Here is a 21,428-nt window from a genome sequence, read left to right as displayed (position 1 = left end):
AAAGCCCGGCTTCGTGCCGGGCTTTTTTCTTGGTCTCAGTGATCCATTGCCTTGACGATGTCTTCCGTCATCTTCTTGGCGTCGCCAAGCAGCATCATCGTTCCGTCCTTGTAGAACAGTGTGTTGTCGATGCCGGCATAGCCGGAGCCGAGCGAACGCTTGACGAAGAGGCAGGTGCGCGCCTTGTCCACATCGAGGATGGGCATGCCGTAGATCGGCGAGGACTTGTCGTCGCGGGCTGCCGGGTTGGTCACGTCGTTGGCACCGATGACATAGGCAACGTCTGCCTGCGCGAACTCGGAGTTGATGTCTTCGAGCTCGAACACCTCATCATACGGCACCTGAGCCTCTGCAAGCAGCACATTCATGTGGCCGGGCATGCGGCCTGCGACCGGGTGGATGGCGTATTTCACCTCGACACCGGCTTCCTTCAGCTTGTCGGCCAGTTCACGCAGAGCGTGCTGGGCCTGGGCGACGGCCATGCCGTAGCCCGGCACGATGATGACCTTCTGCGCATTGGCCATCAGATAGGCGGCGTCGTCTGCCGACCCCTGCTTGACCGTACGGTCGATCCCGTCATCGGCAGCAGCCGCCGTCTCGCCGCCGAAGCCGCCGAGAATGACCGAAATGAAGGAGCGGTTCATGCCCTTGCACATGATGTAGGACAAGATCGCACCGGAAGAGCCGACCAGAGCGCCGGTGATGATGAGCGCGAGATTGCCGAGCGTGAAGCCGATGCCGGCTGCGGCCCAACCCGAGTAGGAATTGAGCATGGACACGACAACCGGCATGTCTGCGCCGCCAATCGGGATGATGATGAGCACGCCCAGAACGAGCGAGGCTACAACGATCAGCCAGAAGATGGTTGTGCTCTGCGTGGTGACGAGCAGCACGATCATGACAACCAGAGCGATGGCAAGGCCCGCATTCACCATATGGCGCATGGGCAGCATGATCGGCTTGCCGGACATGCGGCCATCGAGCTTCAGAAAAGCGATGATGGAACCGGTGAAGGTGATCGCGCCGATCGCGACACCGAGCGACATTTCGACCAGCGCCTGTGCGTGGATGGCACCCACTTCACCAATTCCGAAGCTTTCAGGCGAGTAGAGCGCGGCGGCAGCCACCATGACGGCGGCAAGGCCGACCAGAGAGTGGAACGCGGCGACGAGCTGTGGCATGGCGGTCATGGCGATGCGCTTTGCGATCACCGCACCGATGCCGCCGCCAATGGCGATGCCGAGAACAATCAGAACGAACCCGCCGAAAGACGGCGTTGCGTAGAGCAGCGTGGTGCCGATGGCGATGGCCATGCCGACCATGCCGTAGACATTGCCCTGACGGCTGGTGGTTGGATGCGACAGGCCCCTCAGCGCGAGAATGAAGAGAATGCCGGAAACGAGATACAGGAAGGATGCAAGATTGGCGCTCACGTCACTTGTCCTTCTTTTTGTACATGGCAAGCATGCGGCTGGTCACGAGGAAGCCGCCAAAAATGTTCACCGACGCCAGGATGAGCGCGATGAAGCCGAAGCCGGTGGCAAGGCCGGAAGCGGAGATGCCCACAGCAAGCAGCGCGCCAACGACAATCACCGACGAGATCGCGTTGGTGACCGACATAAGAGGCGTGTGCAGCGCCGGCGTCACCGACCAGACGACATAATAGCCAACGAAGATCGCCAGCACGAAAATGGCGAAACGGAACACGAACGGGTCGATCGCGCCACCGGATGCGCCATGCGCAAGTGCGCCGGCGGCATCGGCGACTTCCGCCGCCTGCATGCTTTCAATGGCGGCGCGAACGCTCGCCGCGGCGCTGTCGAGCTGGTCGAGCGCCTTTTCTAGTGCGGTTGGTTCCATCAGGATTCTCCCCCCGATTTGGTTGCGGCAGGCTTATCGGCAGCGCTGGACGCAGCAGCCGGCTTTCCTGCCGTTTTCTTCGCCGCGGCGGAGCCGGCAGCGGCTTTGGCTGCGGGCTTGCGCGCCGGTGCCTTGCGGGCTGGCGCCTTTTTCGGCGCGGCGGCCTTGGCAGCAGGCTTTGCGGTGTCGACGAAATTGGGATGCACGACCTTGCCGTCATGGGTGAGCATGGTGGCCTTCACCAGCTCGTCTTCCATATCGACGGCGAGCTCCTTCTTCTCCTTGTCGACCATGGTCTCAAGGAAGGTGTAGAGGTTTTTGGCGTACAGAAGCGAAGCGGATGCGGCCACGCGACCCGGCACATTGAGATGGCCGAGGATCTTCACGCCATTGGCCGTGGTGACGACCTCTCCGGCCTTCGCACCTTCCACATTGCCACCGCGCTCCACCGCCAGATCGACGATGATGGAGCCAGGCTTCATGGACTTGACCATATCGGCACTGACAAGGCGCGGCGCGGGGCCGGCCCGGGATGAGTGCCGTGGTGATGACGATGTCCTGCTTGGCGATGTGTTCGGCGACGAGTTCGGCCTGGGCCTTTTTCTCTTCGTCGGTCAGCTCGCGAGCATAACCGCCATCGCCCGAGGCATCCTTCAGCGCATCGGTCATGATGAACTTCGCACCGAGCGACTGGACCTGCTCGCCGGCAGCCGCACGCACGTCGGTGGCGGTAACGACAGCACCCAGACGGCGCGCAGTGGCGATGGCCTGAAGGCCGGCAACGCCGGCACCCATGACGAACACCTTGGCGGCGGGCACGGTGCCGGCGGCGGTCATCATCATCGGCAGCGCGCGATCATATTCGGCGGCGGCATCGATCACGGCGCGGTAGCCGGCAAGGTTTGCCTGAGAGGACAGAACGTCCATGGACTGGGCACGCGTGATGCGTGGCATGAACTCCATGGCAAACGCCGTGACACCCGCTGATGCCATCGCGGCAACGTCACCCTCATTGCCATATGGGTCCATGGAGGCGAGGACGAGCGCGCCCTTCTTGTAGGTCTTGACCTCAGCCGGCGTTGGGCGGCGCAGCTTCAGGACGACATCGGCCTTGCCGGCATCGGACGCCTTGCCGATCTTTGCGCCGGCCTTTTCAAATTCGCTATCGACAATGCGCGATCGTTCGCCTGCGTTTTTCTCGACGATAACGTCGAAACCGAGACCCACAAATCGCTTGACCGTTTCGGGAGAGACCGCGACACGACCTTCCGTTACGTCAATTTCTTTAGGCACAAATATGCTTTGTCCCACCGTCATATCCTTTCGGTTGGACCGACCCCCCATTTCACGGAGCCGAGGGAGCGGCTCCGCACGTCACATCGCGGCAACAATGGCTCCTAGCGCAGCAGCCAGCTGCCGATCACCGAGAGCAGAATGAAGAGAACGGTGCTGGAGAAGAAACCAGCGGAGGTGAAGAAACCAAACGCCATCGCCACCAGAATGGCGACAATCACGACGCTCGAATATTTGATGACGGCCAGGAAAAGATCATAGGTCTTTTCGTGTTCGGCGTAGTCCATCTCCGCGCCCGTTTCGGCCGGTCCGGCCGGCAAATTCTCTGCCATCACAAAACCCCATGGGATTAGAATTGGTCTTGGGAGATAGCGAAAAGATGTCTGAAGGGCAATGGGAGGATTGCCGCATGAACAATCCAATGCGGTTTGAGGCGCGATAAGAGAACCGTTTTCATCAAATCGGTACGGAATGTGGAAAAATCAGTCCTTCCGATGTGGAAAGGCGTTCCAAAATTCCGGCACCGGGTCGAAAATACATGAATCATGAGAGCCAGCGCTTGCGCCGCTTGTAGTGTTTCACGTTTCGGAAGGAGCGCCGGCCCTCGCCACCGACCCCGAGATAGAATTCCTTCACATCCTCGTTCTCGCGCAGCGCCTTCGCCTCACCATCGAGCACGACACGGCCCGATTCCAGAATATACCCATACTTGGCATAGCGCAGCGCCACATTGGTGTTCTGTTCCGCCAGAAGGAAGGACACTCCCTGTTCCTCGTTGAGCTTCCTCACGATCTCGAAGATCTCCTCGACCAGTTGCGGCGCCAGCCCCATGGAGGGCTCGTCGAGCAGGATCATCCTGGGCCGTGACATCAAAGCCCGACCGATCGCCGTCATCTGCTGTTCGCCACCCGAAGTGTAGCCGGCCTGTGAACTGCGCCGCTCCTTCAGGCGGGGGAAATAGGTGTAGACCAGATCCAGATCCTCGCGGATCGCCGCCTGCCCGTCGCGCCGGGTGAAAGCACCCGTCAGCAGATTGTCCTCCACCGAGAGATGGCCGAAACAGTGCCGCCCCTCCATGACCTGGATGCAGCCGCGCCGCACCAGATCGTTAGGTGAAAGGTTCTGCACCTCGTCGCCACCGAACAGGATAGAACCCTTGGTCACCTCGCCGCGCTCGGCATGGAGCAGGTTGGAAATGGCCTTGAGCGTTGTGGTCTTGCCGGCTCCGTTCGCACCAAGCAACGCCGTGATGCCACCACGCGGAACCGAGAGGGAAACACCCTTCAAAACCAGAATGACGTGATCGTAGATGACCTCGATATTGTTGACTTCGAGGATCTGTTCATCGGCCTGTGGCGCGGGCGCTGGTGTCGTCATGCCGTCGGTTCCCATGTCTTGGAAAATTGCTCCCCGCACGCAGCGGGGAGCCATGGTAAAAAGTGCCTACATGCTGCACTCTTCATTGACCGGCCAGGGCGCGTTGGCTTCCGCGTATTCCCTGGCCTTTTCAGCTTCCAGTTTTTCGATCTCGGCACGGTCGGGTGTCAGCAGGTCCGACGCCTTGACGAATTTGGCGCCGTCCCATTGCAGCATCCAGCCGCCACCATGGCCGGTGTGGTCGGCGCATGAGGTGCTGAAGGGGACGAGCATGCCTTCGGCACCGAGCTCCTTGAGCCGCGCCTCATCGAGATTGATGTTTTCCAGCCCCCAGCGCAGCTGCTCCGGGCTTGGATTGCGCACATCGAACTCTTCCTGCGCGGCCTTGATGCCCTCGACCAGAATGACGGAGATCATGAGACCGCGCTGATAGAACACGGAATCGAACTCGCCTTCGTCCTGGTTGATCTGCGACTTGCCGGCATCGACGACATATTTCCTGATGTCGGCCATGAGCGGAGCCTCGGAATTGGGCACGCTCCAGGAGATGGAACGGTAGCCCTTGCCCTGGTCGCCAACGAGCTTGAGATCGCCATCATGCCCGGACCACCAGACACCGACGAACTGGTCCATCGGGTATTTGGTCTTCACCGCTTCGGTGATGGCGCCAGCGTTCATCGCACCCCAGCCCCACATCACAACGAAATCGGGACGCTCGCGTCGGATCTGGAGCCACTGTGCAGACTGGTTCTGCATCTCCGTCAAACCGACCGGGATCGGAACCAGGTTGAAGCCATGTTTTTCCGCCAGGACTTCGAGCAGGGGCAGCGGCTCCTTGCCGAAGGGATGATCGAGATGCAGGAAGGCGATTTTCTTGTCTTTCAGACTGTCGAGATTGCCGTCCGAAATGTTCTTCAGGATCATCGACGCGCCGTCCCAATAGGACGACGGCGGATTGTAGGCCCACTGGAACACCTTGCCATCGGCCATGGGCGAGAAGCCATAGCCGGGAGCAAGGATCGGGATCTTGTCGACATTCGACTTGGGCAGGACCTGCAGTGTGATGCCGGTCGACCAGGGCTGCGTGACCACGGCACGCGCCTTGGTTTTCTCGTAGCACTCGACGCCTTTTTCGGTGTTGTATCCGGTCTCGCACTCGTCATATTCGAGTTTGACGCCGTTCAGCCCGCCATCGCGCTCGTTTAACAGCGTGATGTAATCGCGCTGTCCGTTCATGAGCGGTGTGCCGGTAGCCGCGAAGGGACCGGTGCGGTAGGCCAGGTTCGGAATGTAGATGCTTTCGTCCTGCGCGACAGCAGGCACGGCGAAGCTGGCGGCAGCAAGAAGCGCTGACGACAGGATCGCATTTCTGAGCATTTTCTTCATACTCTCTCCTCCACTTGTTCCGTTCTCCGAAAGGAAGGGGCGAACACTCCCCGTCTCACGCACCTTGCCCGCCTAGTGCGGGAAAGGCCAAAGAATGAATTTCTCGCGGATCATCGCCCAGAAGCGCGCGAGCCCATGCGGCTCGATGATCAGGAAAGCGATGATGAGGGCACCGATGATCATGATGTTCAAATGCTCGACCATGGCGGAATCGAGCGGGATGCCGAACGCCTGCGGCACGCTGCCAATGATGACCGGCAGGGCGACGATGAGGATCGCGCCAAGGAAATTTCCAAGGATCGAGCCGAGCCCGCCAATAATCGCGATGAACAGCACGCGGAAGGACAATGGAATGTCGAACAGGTTCGCCTCTGCCGCCCCGCGCCACAGAAAGACGAACAGCGCGCCGGCAATGCCCACCACATAGGATGACACAAAGAACGCCATGAGCTTGGAGCGCATCAGATTGATGCCGACAAGCTCTGCGGCGATATCCATGTCGCGCACCGCCTTCCACATGCGACCGATGCGCCCGCGCGTGATGTTTATGGCGAAGAAGGTGATGACGCAGACCACGCACAGGACGAAGTAGTATTGCGTGATGGCCGTGGCGCGCGGACCGGCGACAGTGATGCCGAACATCTCGATATTGGGCACCTGGATCGCGCCGGAGGCGTTGTAGTTGTAGAGCCACGCCCATTTCTGGAACAGCCAGACGAGGAAGAACTGCGCGGCCAGCGTGGCAATGGCGAGGTAAAAACCCTTGATGCGCAGTGACGGCAAGCCGAACAGAACGCCAATGGCCGCCGACAAGAAGCCGGACAGCGCAATGGCCAGGACGATGTTCATTTCGGGAAAGATGGTGACGAGCTTGTAGCAGGCATAGGCGCCCACGCCCATGAACGCGCCGGTGCCGAGCGACAATTGCCCCGCATAGCCCGTCAATATGTTCAGGCCAAGCGCTGCCAGCGAATAGATGAGGACCGGGATCAGAAGCGCGCGAAAGGTGAATTCGCTCGCCGTGAGCGGGAAGATGACAAAGGCGAAGACCAGAACGACGCCGAGCAGTATGGCATCCTGCCGCACCGGAAACAGCGCGTGATCGGCTTCATAACTTGTCTTGAACTGGCCTGCTGTGCGGTAGAACATGATCTATCTCCTGCGGCCGGTTGTTTGAGCGGTGGTAGGGGGCATCCCTCTTTGCGAACCCCACGGTGCACAGGTCGTCATCCCGGAAGCCCTAAGGGCTATCCGGGACCCATTGGAAGAACATCGTGGAGCGCGGCCCGGTTTCCGTTTGACCGCAGATTGGCTCCACCAGACCTTACTGCGGAAATCGGCCGCGCCTCTGAATAGATCCCGGCTCTCCCTTCGGTTGGCCGGGATGACGGCAGCGGCGTATCGCATTTCACTTTCTGTGATCGGGGTATTCAGCGTTATCATCCGAACCATCATCTCAAACCCGCTCGATGATTTTTTCGCCAAACAGCCCCTGCGGGCGGAAGAGAAGCACGAGCAGCGCCAGCATGTAGGCGAACCAGGCTTCGGTGTTGCCGCCAAGCAGCGGCTGGCCCCAGTAGATCTCGAAGAGCTTTTCCAGAATGCCGATGGCCAGCCCGCCGATGATCGCGCCCATGACGCTTTCCAGACCGCCCAGCATGAGCACCGGCAGCGCCTTGAATGCGATGACCTCCAGCGCAAACGACACACCGGCGCGCGCGCCCCAGACAATGCCCGTCGCGAGCGCAATGACGCCGGCGATGAACCAGACGATGACCCAGATGGTGGAGAGCGAAATGCCGACCGAAAGCGCGGCCTGGTGGTCATCGCCAAGCGCCCGGATGGCGCGGCCGATCTTGGATTTGTTGAGGAAGACGAGAAGAGCCGCCACGAGCACCATGGCGCCGATAACCGCCGTGAGGTCTTTCTCCTCAATGGAGACGAAACCACCAAACGGCTCGAACACGATGCTGCCGGTGGGGATGAAGAGCTGCTCGGTGATCATGACCTTGTTTTCGCCACCAAAAATCAGTTCGCCGAAACCGATCAGGAACAGGGTGATGCCGATGGTCGCCATGAAAAGGATGATGTCGGGCTGATTGACCAGCGGACGCAGCACCACGCGCTCGATGGTCATTGCCAAGATGAGCATCACGCCCAGCGTGAGCGGCAGTGCAAGAAGTGCGGGAACGCCTTTTTCATAGAGGCCTACCAGTGTGAGGGCGGCAAACACCACCATGATGCCCTGCGCAAAGTTGAAGATGCGCGAGGATTTGTAGATCAGCACGAAGCCAAGCGCGATCAGCGCATAGAGCACCCCGCCGACCAGCCCTTCCCAGAGCACCTGAAGCAGGAAATCCGGCGCTGCGGCCATGTCCGCGAAGGGCTTTACAAGAACATCGTTCAAGAATTCCATGCGTTCCTCCCCTCGCCACCTAGTGCGGCACGCCCAGATAGGCGTCGATCACGTCCTGATTGTTCTTCACCTCGTCGGGCGAGCCGTCGGCGATCTTCTTGCCGTAATCGAGCACCACCACGCGGTCGGACAGGTCCATGACCACGCCCATATCGTGCTCGATCAGCGCGATGGTGGTGCCGCGCTGCTGGTTCACGTCAATGATGAAGCGGCTCATGTCTTCCTTCTCCTCAAGGTTCATGCCCGCCATGGGTTCGTCGAGGAGAAGAAGCGTCGGCTCCATGGCAAGCGCGCGGCCAAGCTCGACGCGCTTTTGCAGGCCATAGGGCAGCTTGCCCACCGGGGTGCGGCGAATGTGCTGGATCTCGAGGAAATCGATGATCTCTTCGACCTTCTCGCGGTGTTCGATCTCTTCGCGCAATGCCGGCCCATGCCACAGCATCTGCCAGCCAATGTTGCGCTTCATCCGGACAGAGCGTCCGGCCATGATGTTGTCGAGCGTCGACATGCCCTTGAAGAGAGCGACGTTCTGGAAGGTGCGGGCGATGCCCTGCCCCACCGCCTGATGCGGCTTCATCGAACGGCGCTCGCGCCCGCGAAAGATGATTGTGCCCTGCTGCGGCGTGTAGAAGCCGTTGATGACGTTGAGCATGGAGGTCTTGCCGGCACCGTTGGGACCGATGATGGCGCGGATCTCGCCCTTCAGAACGTTGAGCGAAATGTCGGTGATCGCCTTGACGCCGCCGAAGGCGAGCGAGACGTTTTTCACATCGAGAAGCACGCCGCCCCTGGCGATGCCATCATCGGGCGCGTTGAGTTGAGCGGGATCGGGACGCGGATTCATTCGGCAGCCTCCCGTGCGCTCTCGGCCGGAACCGCATGGACCTCGGCATCGACGATCTTCACCGTCGCGCGGATGATGCCCTTGCGACCGTCCTCATAGGTGACCTGGGTTTCCACGAACTTCTCTGTCGAGCCATCGTAAAGCGCCTCGATCAACTCGCCATAGCGCTCGGCGATGAACTTGCGGCGCACCTTCTGAGTGCGGGTCAGTTCGCCGTCATCTGCGTCCAGCTCCTTGTGCAGAACGAGGAAGCGCCTGATCTGCGACGCTGCCATGAGCGGCTCGCGGGCGAGCCTGCGATTGGCCTCGTTCACATGGGCTGCGATGGTTTCGTAGACGCGCGGATGCCCGGCCAATTCCTGATAGGACGCATAGGCGATGTTGTTGCGTTCGGCCCAGTTGCCGACCGCCTGCAGGTCGATATTGATGAATGCCGCGCAGAACTCGCGCCCATGGCCGAACGCCACCGCTTCCTGGATGTCGGGGAAGAATTTCAGCGTGTTCTCGATGTATTTCGGCGCAAACAGAGCGCCATCTGACAACTTGCCGACATCCTTGGCGCGATCGATGATCTTAAGCTGGCCGTCCGTGTCGAAGAACCCGGCGTCACCCGTATGCACCCAGCCATCGTCAGTCTTGGTTTCGCGGGTCGCCTCGTCGTTTTTATAGTAACCGACGAAAACACCCGGCGAGCGATACATCACCTCGCCGCTCTCGGCGATGCGGATTTCTACCTCCGGCGATGGCAGCCCCACCGTGTCGGGACGGATCTTTCCGTCCTCCTGCGCGGTGATGTAGACAGTGGCTTCCGTCTGGCCGTAGAGCTGTTTCAGGTTCAGCCCCAGCGAGCGGTAGAAGGAGAAAAGCTCCGGCCCGATGGCCTCGCCCGCCGTATAGCCGACCCGCATGTTCGAAAAGCCCATTCGGTTTTTCAGCGGGCCATAGACCATGAACTCGCCGAGCCCGTATTTCAGCCGGTCCACGAGCCCGACCTCTTCGCCATTCAGAATGCGTTCGCCGACCTTTGCGGCATGGGCGAGGAAATAATCGAACATCGCCTTCTTGATTTTTCCGGCATCCTCCATGCGCACCATGATCGAGGTCAGCATGGCCTCGAAAACGCGCGGCGGCGCGAAGAAATAGGTCGGCGCGATCTCGCGGCGGTCCTCGTTCACCGTTTCGGGGCTTTCCGGGCAGGCAACACAAAAGCCCGCCGTGTAGGACTGGGCGTAGGAGAACAGGTGATCGCCGACCCAGGCCAAAGGCAGATAGGCAATGATCGTCTCGTTTTCGGTCAGATTGTCGAACGCGTTGCCGTTGATGGCGGAACGGACGAAATTGTCGTTGGACAACATGACGCCCTTGGGCCGGCCAGTCGTGCCTGAGGTGTAGAGCATGACCGAAAGATCGGAGCCGCGCCCCTTTTCGATCTCTGCCAACCAGTTCGCATTCGCCTCGGGTTCCTCGGCAAGCCTGCGATGGCCGGCTTCGCGCACGCTGTCGTAAGCATGGAGGTGGGTGTGGTCGTAATCCCTTAGACCGCGCTCCTCGTCGTAGACGATCTCGGTCAGAAGCGGCACTTCGTCGGAGATGGACAGAACCTTGTCGACCTGCTCCTGATCTTCAACCACGGCAAAAGTGACCTCGGCATGGTTGAGCACATAGGACATCTCTTCGGCTACGGAATCGGCATAGACTGGCACGGGAACCGCACCCAGCGTCTGGACCGCGGCAAAGGTCCAGTAAAGCCTTGGCCGGTTAGAACCGATGACGGCAATCTTGTCGCCGCGCTTGAGGCCGATCGACTGGAGACCAAGCGCAAAAGCCCGCACTTCCTCAAGCTGCTCTGCCCAGGTCCAGCTCTGCCAGATGCCATAGTCCTTAAAACGCATGGCCGGCCGGTCGCGGAACCGCTCGGCGTTCCAGAGCAGATATTTGGCAAACGTATCCTTCGACGCGTCATATTGCGCCAAGTCGCTTCCTCCCACTGGCAGCGGTGGACCCGCTGTTGTCCCGGTTCCTCCCCGAACCGGTTCCTGATTGGTTTGAGGGTTCCATGAAACCCACAACCATTCAACACGCCCCTTGACAGACAGAGACGCAGTTTGTCTTTATGGTGGAGGAAGTTTATGCGCAGTCTGCTGTCTTCCCGAAGCAGGAATACCGCTTTTCAGACCAAAGTCTAACGTAAGTTGCCGCCTTGCCGAGAGCGCTACTTGTTGCCTTCTATGCAAGGGAGCGGCGGTTTTTGTCTGAGCGTTTCTGCTGGAATGATCAAACCTCGTAGCGGCTCAGCGCATTGGCATCCACCACAGTGATACGTCCGTGCTCCGCCTTTAAAAGCCCCTCATGTTCGAGCGCCTGAAGCGCACGGTTCACCACCTGCCGCGAGACACCTGCCAGAAGACCGAGCTCTTCCTGGCTGATCTCCACCGTGCTGCCCGCCCGGGGGTAAAGGACCGGATTGAAAAACCATGAGAGATTGCGCGCGACACGAGCGGTGGGCCCCAGAATGCGGTCATACTCGATGGTGGCGATGAACTGGCCCATGCGTTCATTGAGCTGACGAACGAGAAACCGGTTGAAACCGGGGCTGTTTTCGAACAGCCATAAAAAGCTGCTTCGCGACAACATCGCCAGCCTTGTGTCGCGAATGGCCACGACATCATATTGGCGGGGTTCGTTCTTGAGCACCGACCCCTCGCCGAACCAGCCGCCATCCGTCACCCCCGCGAATGTCATTGCCTTGCCCGAGGCGGAGATTGCGCTGATCTTGATCAACCCCTCGCTGACGCCGGTCCAGTAATCCAGCCGGTCGCCACGGTGACAGATGTAGCTGCCCTTGGGATAGCTCCGCTCGCTCAGCCCGCGGCGCGCCCGGACCAGTTCATCCTCCGAGAGTTCCGCACCCCAGATGGCTTCGGCAGCGATATCCCGTTTCGTGTTCATGGTTATTCGATAACCTGCCTGCAGACGGGCGACAAGAAGTGATGCCGGGAGCGCGCTTTCAGGCGGCGTGGCGCAGATATTTCGCCGTGGGTAGGATGGTGAGCGGCGCGGTGTCGCCGGTCACGGACCGCTCGAACAGGAGCTTTTGCTCGGAACGGGTGGACAGGAAGAAGGGAAACCGTTCGACAATCGGCCCGAACTCCCTTGCGCAGACACCACCGAACAGCATGAGCGGGATGCTGATTGGCGGATAGGCGCGTTCCGGACTCATTTGCCGCGCGCCAAAAATCCGGCGGTAGAATGCGGTGTGCTCCTGCCGGATGAGGCAGGCGCAATAGGTGGAGCGGAAATACTCGTAGGCGGCGATCACCAGACGCAACGAAACATATGGCAATGCGCGGTATTCACGCGCAAGATCGGGATCGGCAGCAAGCATGCTGGGGTTGATGCAGCTTTCTCCCTGCTCGATCAGCGGGGACATGATGTCGCCAAAGCCTTTCGTCACCGGTCCGAGCGGATTGTCCCGGTCGATCTGATGCAGCCGCACCGTGCTGACGAGGCGTTTGTCAATATAGACAGCGAAATTGTAGCAGTTGGGAAGATCGTCGAGATCATCCTTGACGATCTGTTTTTCCGTTTCGGGCACAAATCCATGCGCCTGATAGGAACGGTACCGCAGATGAAAGATTTCTTCCCGGTCCTCGCCTGTTTGGCACCGACGATATTCGGTGCGCTCCAGTAACGCCATCACGCCATCGATGAAGCTTGACGATTTCCTTGAAGGTTCACGAACGAAACCCTCGCTCCCCGGTTTCAGTCCGACCAGGCCGGTACTCATGACCATTGCCGCATGCCCCTGTCGACTTAAACAACCTCTCGTACGCTACAAGCGTAGTCGCATACCGGACATTGTAAAGCTGAAACTCGTATCAAAATTGTTTAGGTTTTATTAACCTTAACAAAGGGTTTCGACGGAACACACTTGCTTTTTCAGAAAGCGGACTCTCATCAGATCAGGGGCTGGGTTCGGATTCTTTCTTCGACGGGCCGTACCGGCTGCTTCATGTCGGCCATCGTCTCGATGCCTGATGCCGTCAAGGCCGAACCGAAGAGAAAACCCTGAAGAAGATCCGGCTTGACGGAGCTTTCGAGCAGCCTGAGCTGATCGAAGCGCTCGACACCTTCGACGGTCACGTCGAGCCCCAGCTTGCGCGAGAGATCGACCACTCCCTGCAGCAGATGCAGGGAGCGCTCCCCTGCCCTGAGATTGGCCACGAAGCTTCCATCTATCTTGATCTTGTCGAGCGGCAGCGTGTGAATATAGCTGAGTGAGGAATAGCCGGTTCCGAAATCGTCGAGTGCGATGCGCACGCCGAGTTGTTTCAGTGTATTGATATAGCTGACCGTTGCTTCGGTGTCGTTCAAAAGCGCGGTTTCGGTGACCTCGATCTCAAGACGGCCAGGCGCAAGGCCTGTTCTCTCCAGCGCGCGCTCCACCTTCCCGATCACTGCATTGGAACGAAAATCCTTGGCCGACAGGTTTACCGAAACACTGATGTGCTCGGGCCACTTCACGCATTCGCGGCAGGCGTCTTCCAGTACGATGGAACTGATTTCTGAGATAAGCCCCATTTCTTCGGCTAACGGAATGAACACGGACGGGGACACGAGCCCCAGCTCCGGGTGATCCCACCGGCACAGTGCCTCGCAACCGGAAATGCGCATGGTGGCAGCCTCTACGATGGGCTGATAGACGACCCGAAGGTTGCGTGCCTCGATCGCGCTGCGCAGATCGGCCCTTCATCATCTGACGATTGCGGAAGGCGACATCCATCTCGGTTTCGAACAGGCTCCAGGTGTTTTTGCCCAGCTCCTTGGCCTTGTACAGCGCAAGGTCAGCCTTGACGATCATCGCGTCGACATCGCTCGATCGCACCGGCACGACGACTGCACCGCCACTCGCCTGAATGCGCATGGCGTGGCCTGCCACATCCACGTCTCCGGACAGACAGGAAAAGATCTCTTCAAACTGCCGCGAAAACTCGGTTTCGTCGGCCACATGGTTGAAGTAGATCATGAATTCATCACCGCCGAACCGGCTGATGCGAACCGATGCGCTTTCGAACTCTGCAAGCCTCTCGGCAACAGCATAGATCAGGCCATCACCCACCGGGTGTCCCAGCGTGTCGTTCACCGTCTTGAAATCATCAAGGTCCAGAACCGCGAGGCCACAAAGGCGGTCCTGATCTCCTGAGGCCATCGCCTCGGTCACCTTCTCGTGGAAATACGCACGGTTGGGCAGGCTGGTAAGGCTGTCGTACCTAGCCATGAAGCGAATTTTCTCTTCCGCTTCAACGCGGCTGGTCACCTCCTCGAAAGTCAGCACACCAACCTCGTCGTGCCCCTCGCGGGCTGCAAACTCGAAATGCCTGCCATTGGTCATGCGCAGCAGAACCTTGCGATTGCGCCCCTCTCGCAGTGCTTTCGAAAGCTGCTCCTCCGCATAGGCGTAATCATGCTGTGACAGGAGCCCGCCAGCAACGCCACGCATGAGCAGCGATTTCAGAGTGCGACCGAGCATCTGTTCCGACGACCTGAACCCCAGCATTTCGGCGGCCTGGGCGTTGCTCACCACCACCCGTTCCTCATTGTTGAGCATCAAGAGCCCGTGATGCATCGTGTTCAGCGCGCGGTCAAAGCGCTGTGCCAGCCGGGTGGACCGTTTTTCCTCGCTGATCGCGGTAAACAGAACGGTCCGGACAAGGTCCGCCATCCTTGTGACCACGAACATGAAGGGGACGATGAAGAGACCCAGCGCAAAGTGATAGAAATCCCCCTTCAGCATCAGACCGAGCGCCATCGGGAAAACGATGGTCAGCGTCAGGACGGACACCATCTTGTGCGAACCGTAGTTCCGACCGGCAATCGTGATCGTTCCGCTGAGAATGGCCGAGACCGCAGCAAGCTCGCTGAAAGCGTCTTGCGACCAAGCGATGGCGAAGAATCCGAAAGCTCCGACCACCAGCCCGTGCAGGCTTCCCCACCACAGATACCGGGCTTCCCAGGCCAGAGCTGACGGGTAGTCGGAAATCAGGGAATGATCGACCCGCATGATCCTGAAATAGCGCCACAAGCCCGCCACGAACATTGCGGGCCCCAGAACCAGATGAACCGCCTGGCCGGTCTTGTAGTAAAGAAGCAGCGCAATCAGCCCATAGCAGGCCGCGCCCACGGGGAGCACTCCCACGTCCTGAAACAAGGAACGGATGTACCCAACATAGACGTCTTCCGGTATGCTGTTCTTGCTGTTTTTCACCGCACGAGCCCGATTGACGGTCAAACTTATGGCAAAACAGCTTTAACAAACGTTTATTTCAGCCCTTGCGCCACAAGTTGACGAAAGCCGGCTACTCCGCCGCTCTCAGCACCGGCCCCTCTTCATCGCCATTTTCGAGGCGCCGGATGAGCCTGAGGCGTTCTTCCTTTGCTTTCAAGGCGTTCGCTTCCTTGATATGCCCATATCCGCGAATGATGGAAGGTAGGGAAGCCAGTGCAAGGGCGGCGTTGACGCGCTTGGGTGAAAGGTGTTTTTCGATGAGATTCAGATCCGCTTCGTAGTCGGCAAGCAATTGCCGCTCCATCCGCCGCTCTTCACTGTAACCGAAAACATCGAACACAGTGCCCCGGAGCCCACGCAGGCGCGCGAGCAGGCCGAACAGGGGCATCATCCAGGGACCGAAACTGGATTTTCTGGGGTTTCCCGCAGCGTCACGGCGCCCGAGGATCGGCGGCGCCAGATGGAATTCAAGCTTTTCATAACTGGCGAACTCCGCTGCAAGCTGCCGCCTGAAGGAGCCGTCGGAATAGAGCCTCGCAACCTCATATTTATCCTTGATGGCCATCAGCTTGAAGAGACCGCGGGCCGCTGCCTCCGTGACCGCAGTAGAACCAGGCAGAACCTCGGCCTCTGCGGCGCGAAGTCTGGCAATGCGGGTGCTGTAGCGCTGCGCATAGGCTTCATTCTGGTACTGCACCAGAAAGCGCTGGCGCCGGTCGATCACCTCATCGAGGGACTGCGACAGTGCGTGAACGGCTTCCTCGTTTGAGGATCGGGCAACCAGCCTGTTCACATGGTCGGGCTCGTGCGCGGCGCGGCGCCCCCACCGGAATGCGGATACATTCATGGAAACGGCCTGGCCGTTGAGTTCGATCGCCTTTTCGATCGCCTCGGCCGAGACCGGAAGACCACCGAGCTGATAGGCCATGCCGAGCATGAACATGTTGGTGCCCACCGAATTGCCGAACAGGATGGTGGCCGTGTGCGTCGCATCGAAAAAGTGCGCCCTGTCCTCGCCGGCCCGCTTCACGGATCGCCTTCTTGAGGCGCTCGGTGGGGAGAGAGAAGTCGGCGGAACGGGCGAAATCTCCCGGCATGACTTCCGCGATGTTGGCCATGAACAGGGTGTGGCCGGCACGCGCTGCAGCAAGCACGTTGCGGGTGCCAGACACCACCAGATCACACCCCAGAATGAGGTCGGCCTCTCCGGCGGAAACGCGGATGGCGTGGATGTCTTCCGGTGTCGGGGCGACCCGGAGATGTGTGAAGACGGCACCCCCCTTCTGCGCCAGGCCAGCCATGTCGATGATGCCCGCACCCTTGCCCTCCAGGTGCGCAGCCATGCCAACGATCGCGCCGATGGTGACGACACCGGTGCCACCGATCCCGTCAACCACGGCAGACCAGCCACGCGAAAGGTCGTGAAGCTTCGGCTCCGGCACCCCTTCCAGGGGATCGCTTTGCCCGTTTACGCCCCGGGCCTTTTTGAGCTTCGCCCCATGCACGGTGACGAAGGAGGGGCAGAAACCATTGACGCAGGAAAAGTCCTTGTTGCAGCTGGACTGGTCGATGCGGCGCTTGCGGCCAAACTCGGTCTCCTGCGGCTGCACGGACACGCAGTTCGATTTGACGCCGCAGTCTCCGCATCCCTCGCAGACAAGCTCATTGATCACGACCCGTTTGTCGGGATCGGGAAATGTGCCGCGCTTGCGCCGGCGGCGCTTTTCTGCGGCACAGGTCTGATCGTAAAGCAGAACCGAGACGCCCTTCACCTCGCGCAGTTCGCGCTGGACCTGATCGAGATCATCGCGGTGGCTGATGGTGGTTCCTTTAGGAAACTTGACGACACCGGCATATTTTTCCGGCTCGTCGCTGACAACGGCAATGCGCTCCACACCCTCCGCGCGCACCTGATCGGCGATCATGTCAACCGTCAGACCGCCTTCGTGCGGCTGCCCGCCGGTCATCGCAACGGCGTCGTTGTAGAGAATCTTGTAGGTGATGTTTGCACCCGACGCGATGGCAAACCGGATCGCCATGGAACCGGAGTGATTGTAGGTGCCATCACCGAGATTCTGGAAAAAGTGCTCGCGTTTCGAGAACGGAGCCTGACCGATGAACTGTGCGCCCTCGCCGCCCATGGCAGTGAAACCGATGTTTGAACGGTCCATCCAGGTTGCCATGAAGTGACAGCCAATCCCGCCGCCGGCAATGGAGCCTTCGGGAACATTGGTGGAGGTGTTGTGAGGACAGCCGGAACAGAAATAGGGCGTGCGGCCGGAAACGTCCTGCGTGTCGGCGAGCATGGCCTGAAACTGCCTCAGCCGTGAAACATGCGCGGAAATCTCTTCCGATGGGCCTATGACGCGGAGAATCCGTTCGCCTATGGCGATCGCGATCTCGTTGGGGTCGAGCGCTGCGGTGGGAGCGAAAAGCCGGCTTCCCTTTTCATCCACCTTGCCGATGATCTCCGGCTGATTGGCGGTGCCGTAGAGATTTTCCCTCAGCTGGACCTCGACCAGGGAACGCTTCTCCTCCACCACGATGACCATGTCGAGACCGCGCGCGAAATCGCGCATGTGCTCGATGTCGAAGGGCCAGGGGCAGGCCACCTTGAAGAGGCGGATGCCAAGCTGGTTGGCGCGCGCTTCATCAATGCCCAGATCGTCCAGCGCCTGCCGCGTGTCGAGATAGCTCTTGCCGAGTGTGACGATGCCGATCTTCGGCTTTGCCCCGCCCGAATAGACGATGCGATTGAGCCCGTTCGCCTGCACGAAGGCGGCAGCCGCAGCGCGCTTGTAATCGTAGAGCCGCGCCTCCTGGCCCAGCATGTTGATCTCGTTGCGGATGTTGAGACCGCCCGGCGGCATGTCGAATTCCGGCGTGACGATGTTCAGCCGTTCGAGCGAAACATCCACGGCGGCTGTCGATTCAATGTTGTCCTTGACGCATTTGATGGCGGTCCAGGTGCCAGCAAAGCGTGACAGCGCATAGCCATAGAGGCCATAATCGATAAGTTCCTGAACGCCGGCGGGATTCAGGATCGGGATCATCGCGTCAACGAAAGCGAATTCGCTGGCATTGGCCACAGTGGAGGATTCGGCTGTGTGGTCATCGCCCATGAGCGCCAGTACACCGCCATGTTTTGAAGATCCAGCGTGGTTGGCGTGGCGAAATACGTCGCCGGAACGGTCTACGCCCGGGCCCTTGCCGTACCAGACGCCGAACACACCGTCATATTTGCCTTCCCCCAGAAGCTCGGCCTGCTGCGAGCCCCAGCAGGCGGTTGCCGCCAGTTCCTCGTTCAGGCCGGGCTGGAAGATGACATTGGCCGCTTCGAGCTGCTTCTTCGCCTTCCAGAGCTGCAGATCGAGCCCGCCAATGGGCGACCCGCGATACCCGGAGACAAAACCGGCAGTGTTCAGCCCCGCACGTCGATCTCGCTCGCGCTGCATCAAAAGCATTCGGACAATCGCCTGTGCACCGGAAACGAAGATGCGCTCCCTGGCTAAATCGAACTTGTCGTCGAGCGTGACGTTGTGAAGCGTCATATATGTTTTCCTCCTCCGCGAAATACGGTTGGAAGCGTATCCGCAGGGATAGTTTTCTATCCGCCCGGCATCCCGTCAAACGAATTTGCGGGCTCCACAAGAATGAGCAACGCCAACACAAAACACGGCATTTGCGGGGACACTTTATTAGTCGAGCCACATGAACCGCGCACGAATCTGACCGTAGTATACCTGCCTGCACCCCGAGCGCAGCAGCCAGTCGGGCCTATTCACTTCATAATTTAGGCCCGAAAGGCAAAAAGGCGACTTTTCTCGCCCGGTTACTTTTTCACCAGAAACAAAGCTGCTAATCAATCGCTGCCTGGTTATCAGGTTGAAGGGCAGGACAGGGAACAACTTCCGCCCGTATTGGGGAAACGCAAGAGGGTCTCATGGCACACCATCACGCGCCACTCGCGATGTGCGCCAGCTGTGGAGGGAACTGACCGTGCGCGCAATCGCCTTTCTGGTCCGCTTAATCAGCGGTCTGAATGCCCTTGTCGGCAATGTTTTTTCATGGCTTTCACTGGCCATCGTGCTGGTGTGCTTCACTGTCGTGGTACAGCGCTACGTCTTTTCGACGAGCTTTGTGTGGATGCAGGACCTCTATATCTGGCTGAACGGAGCGATGTTCACCGCCGTGGCCGGCTTTGCCCTTCTTCGAAACGACCATGTGCGGGTCGACATTTTCTACCGGCCGGCGAGCACACGACGCAAGGCAGTCGTGGATCTGATCGGCGTTGTCCTTTTCCTGCTGCCGTTCTCCTGGATCGTGTTCTATTACGGATGGAGCTTCGTCAGCCGCTCCTGGCGGCTGGGTGAAGCTTCTGCCAATGTCGGTGGCATGCCGGGGCTCTTCATTCTCAAGGGCTTCATTCTCGGCTTTGCCGTGCTGCTCGCCCTGCAAGGCATTGCCATGGCGCTGCGCTCGATCCTTGTCCTCAGCGGCAATGAGGCCCTTCTGCCGGTAAAACTGAGATACCAAACCAATGACGAAGAGCAGCCGGAGGCAAACGTCTGATGGATCCGGTTCTGATTGGGGAGCTCCTTTCGGGGCTCATGTTCTTCGGCATTATCGGCTTTCTTCTTCTGGGTTTTCCCGTCGCCTTCACGCTGGCCGGCGTGTCGCTCATGTTCGGTCTTGTCGGCATGTGGTTCGGCGTTTTCGACCCGTCAAACCTGGGCAGCCTGGCAAACCGCTATATCGGCTACATGACCAATGAAGTGCTGGTGGCTGTGCCGCTCTTCATCTTCATGGGCGTGATGCTGGAGCGCTCCAAAATCGCCGAGCAACTGCTTTTGACCATGGGCAAGCTGTTCGGCAATCTGCGCGGCGGGCTTGGCATGTCGGTCATCATCGTCGGCGCGCTTCTGGCCGCATCCACCGGCGTGGTGGGTGCGACCGTCGTGACCATGGGCCTGATCTCGCTTCCGGCGATGCTGCGCGCGAATTACGATCCGAAGCTTGCCACCGGCGTCATCTGCGCTTCCGGCACGCTCGGCCAGATCATCCCGCCCTCCACGGTTCTCATCTTCATGGGCGACATGCTGTCGGGGATTAACGCGCAGGTTCAGATGGCGAAGGGCAATTTCGCCCCGGTTCCCGTATCGGTTGGCGACCTCTTTGCGGGCGCGCTTCTTCCCGGTGTGCTTTTGGTCGGCCTTTACCTCGGATGGACGCTTCTAAAGGCGATTTTCGATCCAGCCTCCTGCCCGGCCACACCGGTTCCGCCGGAAGAGAAGAAGGAATTGATGGGCGAGGTCGCCGTCGCGCTCTTGCCCCCGCTCCTGCTGATCATGGCTGTTCTCGGCTCCATCCTCGGCGGCATTGCAACGCCGACGGAAGCCGCCTCCGTGGGCGCCGTCGGCGCCATGGTGCTTGCGGCCTTGCGCTGGCGGCTCTCCTTTGCCGTGCTGCGGGAAACGGCGATCGCTACCGCCTCCATCACCTGTATGGTGTTCATCATCCTGTTCGGCGCTTCGGTCTTTTCCATCGTCTTCCGTCTCATGGGTGGCGACGATCTGGTGCATGAGTTCCTCGCCAACCTGCCGGGCGGCACGCTGGCGGCAGTGGCCGTTGTCATGTTCATCATGTTCCTGCTGGGTTTCATCCTCGACACGTTCGAGATCATCTTCATCGTGATCCCGATCACCGCACCGATCCTGCTGGCGCTCGATGTGGACCCGGTCTGGCTCGGCGTACTGGTCGGCGTGAACCTTCAGACAAGCTTCCTGACACCGCCTTTCGGCTTCGCGCTGTTCTATCTGCGCGGGGTCGCGCCGGATTCAGTGAAGACGTCGATGATCTACAAGGGGGTTCTGCCCTTCGTGCTGCTTCAGCTTCTGGCCATAGCGATCATGTTCATGTTTCCGGAGATCGCGACCTGGCTGCCGAGAGCGATCTACAGCTAGGAC

General features: G+C 59.7%; 13 protein-coding genes and 3 pseudogenes. 2 read left to right on the top strand and 14 right to left on the bottom strand.

The window, feature by feature from the left end; all coding sequences use genetic code 11:
• Window positions 1–35: 35 nt before the first annotated feature.
• The 14 genes and pseudogenes from AB2N04_RS07430 to AB2N04_RS07365 all read right to left on the bottom strand — a co-directional run bounded on the left by AB2N04_RS07430 (window position 36) and on the right by AB2N04_RS07365 (window position 19,013).
• Window positions 36–1,433 (bottom strand): NAD(P)(+) transhydrogenase (Re/Si-specific) subunit beta, encoded by a 1,398-nt coding sequence (locus tag AB2N04_RS07430; RefSeq protein ID WP_367718021.1) that lies wholly within the window; start codon window positions 1,431–1,433, stop codon window positions 36–38.
• Between the two features lies 1 nt (window position 1,434).
• The gene (locus AB2N04_RS07425) at window positions 1,435–1,860 is read right to left on the bottom strand and encodes a proton-translocating transhydrogenase family protein (protein WP_367718019.1); all 426 of its coding nucleotides are present in this window, start codon (window positions 1,858–1,860) and stop codon (window positions 1,435–1,437) included.
• Window positions 1,860–3,171, bottom strand: a pseudogene (locus AB2N04_RS07420) (Re/Si-specific NAD(P)(+) transhydrogenase subunit alpha). The gene AB2N04_RS07425 and the pseudogene AB2N04_RS07420 overlap by 1 nt, the downstream one beginning before the upstream one ends.
• Before the next feature lie 86 nt (window positions 3,172–3,257).
• Window positions 3,258–3,485 (bottom strand): aa3-type cytochrome c oxidase subunit IV, encoded by a 228-nt coding sequence (locus AB2N04_RS07415; RefSeq protein ID WP_367718017.1) that lies wholly within the window; start codon window positions 3,483–3,485, stop codon window positions 3,258–3,260.
• A gap of 211 nt (window positions 3,486–3,696) precedes the next feature.
• Window positions 3,697–4,530, bottom strand: a complete 834-nt coding sequence (locus AB2N04_RS07410) for an ABC transporter ATP-binding protein (RefSeq protein WP_367718016.1) — start codon at window positions 4,528–4,530, stop codon at window positions 3,697–3,699.
• Between the two features lie 66 nt (window positions 4,531–4,596).
• A complete protein-coding gene (locus AB2N04_RS07405) occupies window positions 4,597–5,916 on the bottom strand; it encodes an ABC transporter substrate-binding protein (RefSeq protein ID WP_367718014.1) in 1,320 nt (439 codons plus the stop codon).
• A gap of 72 nt (window positions 5,917–5,988) precedes the next feature.
• Window positions 5,989–7,065: a branched-chain amino acid ABC transporter permease gene (locus AB2N04_RS07400; protein WP_367718013.1), complete on the bottom strand. Its 1,077-nt coding sequence runs from the start codon at window positions 7,063–7,065 to the stop codon at window positions 5,989–5,991.
• Window positions 7,066–7,372: 307 nt separating this feature from the next.
• Window positions 7,373–8,332: a branched-chain amino acid ABC transporter permease gene (locus AB2N04_RS07395; RefSeq protein WP_367718011.1), complete on the bottom strand. Its 960-nt coding sequence runs from the start codon at window positions 8,330–8,332 to the stop codon at window positions 7,373–7,375.
• Window positions 8,333–8,351: 19 nt separating this feature from the next.
• Window positions 8,352–9,176, bottom strand: a complete 825-nt coding sequence (locus AB2N04_RS07390; RefSeq protein ID WP_367718010.1) for an ABC transporter ATP-binding protein — start codon at window positions 9,174–9,176, stop codon at window positions 8,352–8,354.
• On the bottom strand, window positions 9,173–11,149 hold the full coding sequence (locus AB2N04_RS07385; protein WP_367718008.1) for an AMP-binding protein: 1,977 nt from the start codon (window positions 11,147–11,149) through the stop codon (window positions 9,173–9,175). Before AB2N04_RS07385 ends, AB2N04_RS07390 begins: the two co-directional genes overlap by 4 nt.
• A gap of 301 nt (window positions 11,150–11,450) precedes the next feature.
• The gene (locus AB2N04_RS07380; RefSeq protein ID WP_367718006.1) at window positions 11,451–12,125 is read right to left on the bottom strand and encodes a Crp/Fnr family transcriptional regulator; all 675 of its coding nucleotides are present in this window, start codon (window positions 12,123–12,125) and stop codon (window positions 11,451–11,453) included.
• Window positions 12,126–12,183: 58 nt separating this feature from the next.
• Complete coding sequence (locus tag AB2N04_RS07375; protein ID WP_367718005.1) at window positions 12,184–12,963, bottom strand: hypothetical protein; 780 nt, start codon at window positions 12,961–12,963, stop codon at window positions 12,184–12,186.
• 170 nt (window positions 12,964–13,133) lie between these two features.
• Window positions 13,134–15,441: pseudogene (locus AB2N04_RS07370) on the bottom strand (putative bifunctional diguanylate cyclase/phosphodiesterase).
• A 91-nt stretch (window positions 15,442–15,532) separates the two neighbouring features.
• A pseudogene (locus tag AB2N04_RS07365) lies at window positions 15,533–19,013 on the bottom strand (indolepyruvate ferredoxin oxidoreductase family protein).
• Window positions 19,014–19,461: 448 nt separating this feature from the next.
• Between AB2N04_RS07365 and AB2N04_RS07360 the strand changes: the two are divergent.
• Window positions 19,462–20,034: a TRAP transporter small permease subunit gene (locus AB2N04_RS07360; RefSeq protein WP_367718004.1), complete on the top strand. Its 573-nt coding sequence runs from the start codon at window positions 19,462–19,464 to the stop codon at window positions 20,032–20,034.
• Window positions 20,034–21,425: a TRAP transporter large permease subunit gene (locus tag AB2N04_RS07355; RefSeq protein ID WP_367718002.1), complete on the top strand. Its 1,392-nt coding sequence runs from the start codon at window positions 20,034–20,036 to the stop codon at window positions 21,423–21,425. Before AB2N04_RS07360 ends, AB2N04_RS07355 begins: the two co-directional genes overlap by 1 nt.
• The last annotated feature ends 3 nt before the right edge of the window (window positions 21,426–21,428 follow it).

The organism is Nitratireductor sp. GISD-1A_MAKvit (genome assembly GCF_040819555.1).
Classification (GTDB): domain Bacteria; phylum Pseudomonadota; class Alphaproteobacteria; order Rhizobiales; family Rhizobiaceae; genus Nitratireductor.
The sequence above is the reverse complement of the archived record's forward strand: the minus strand, read 5'-3'. Positions and strand labels throughout refer to the sequence as shown.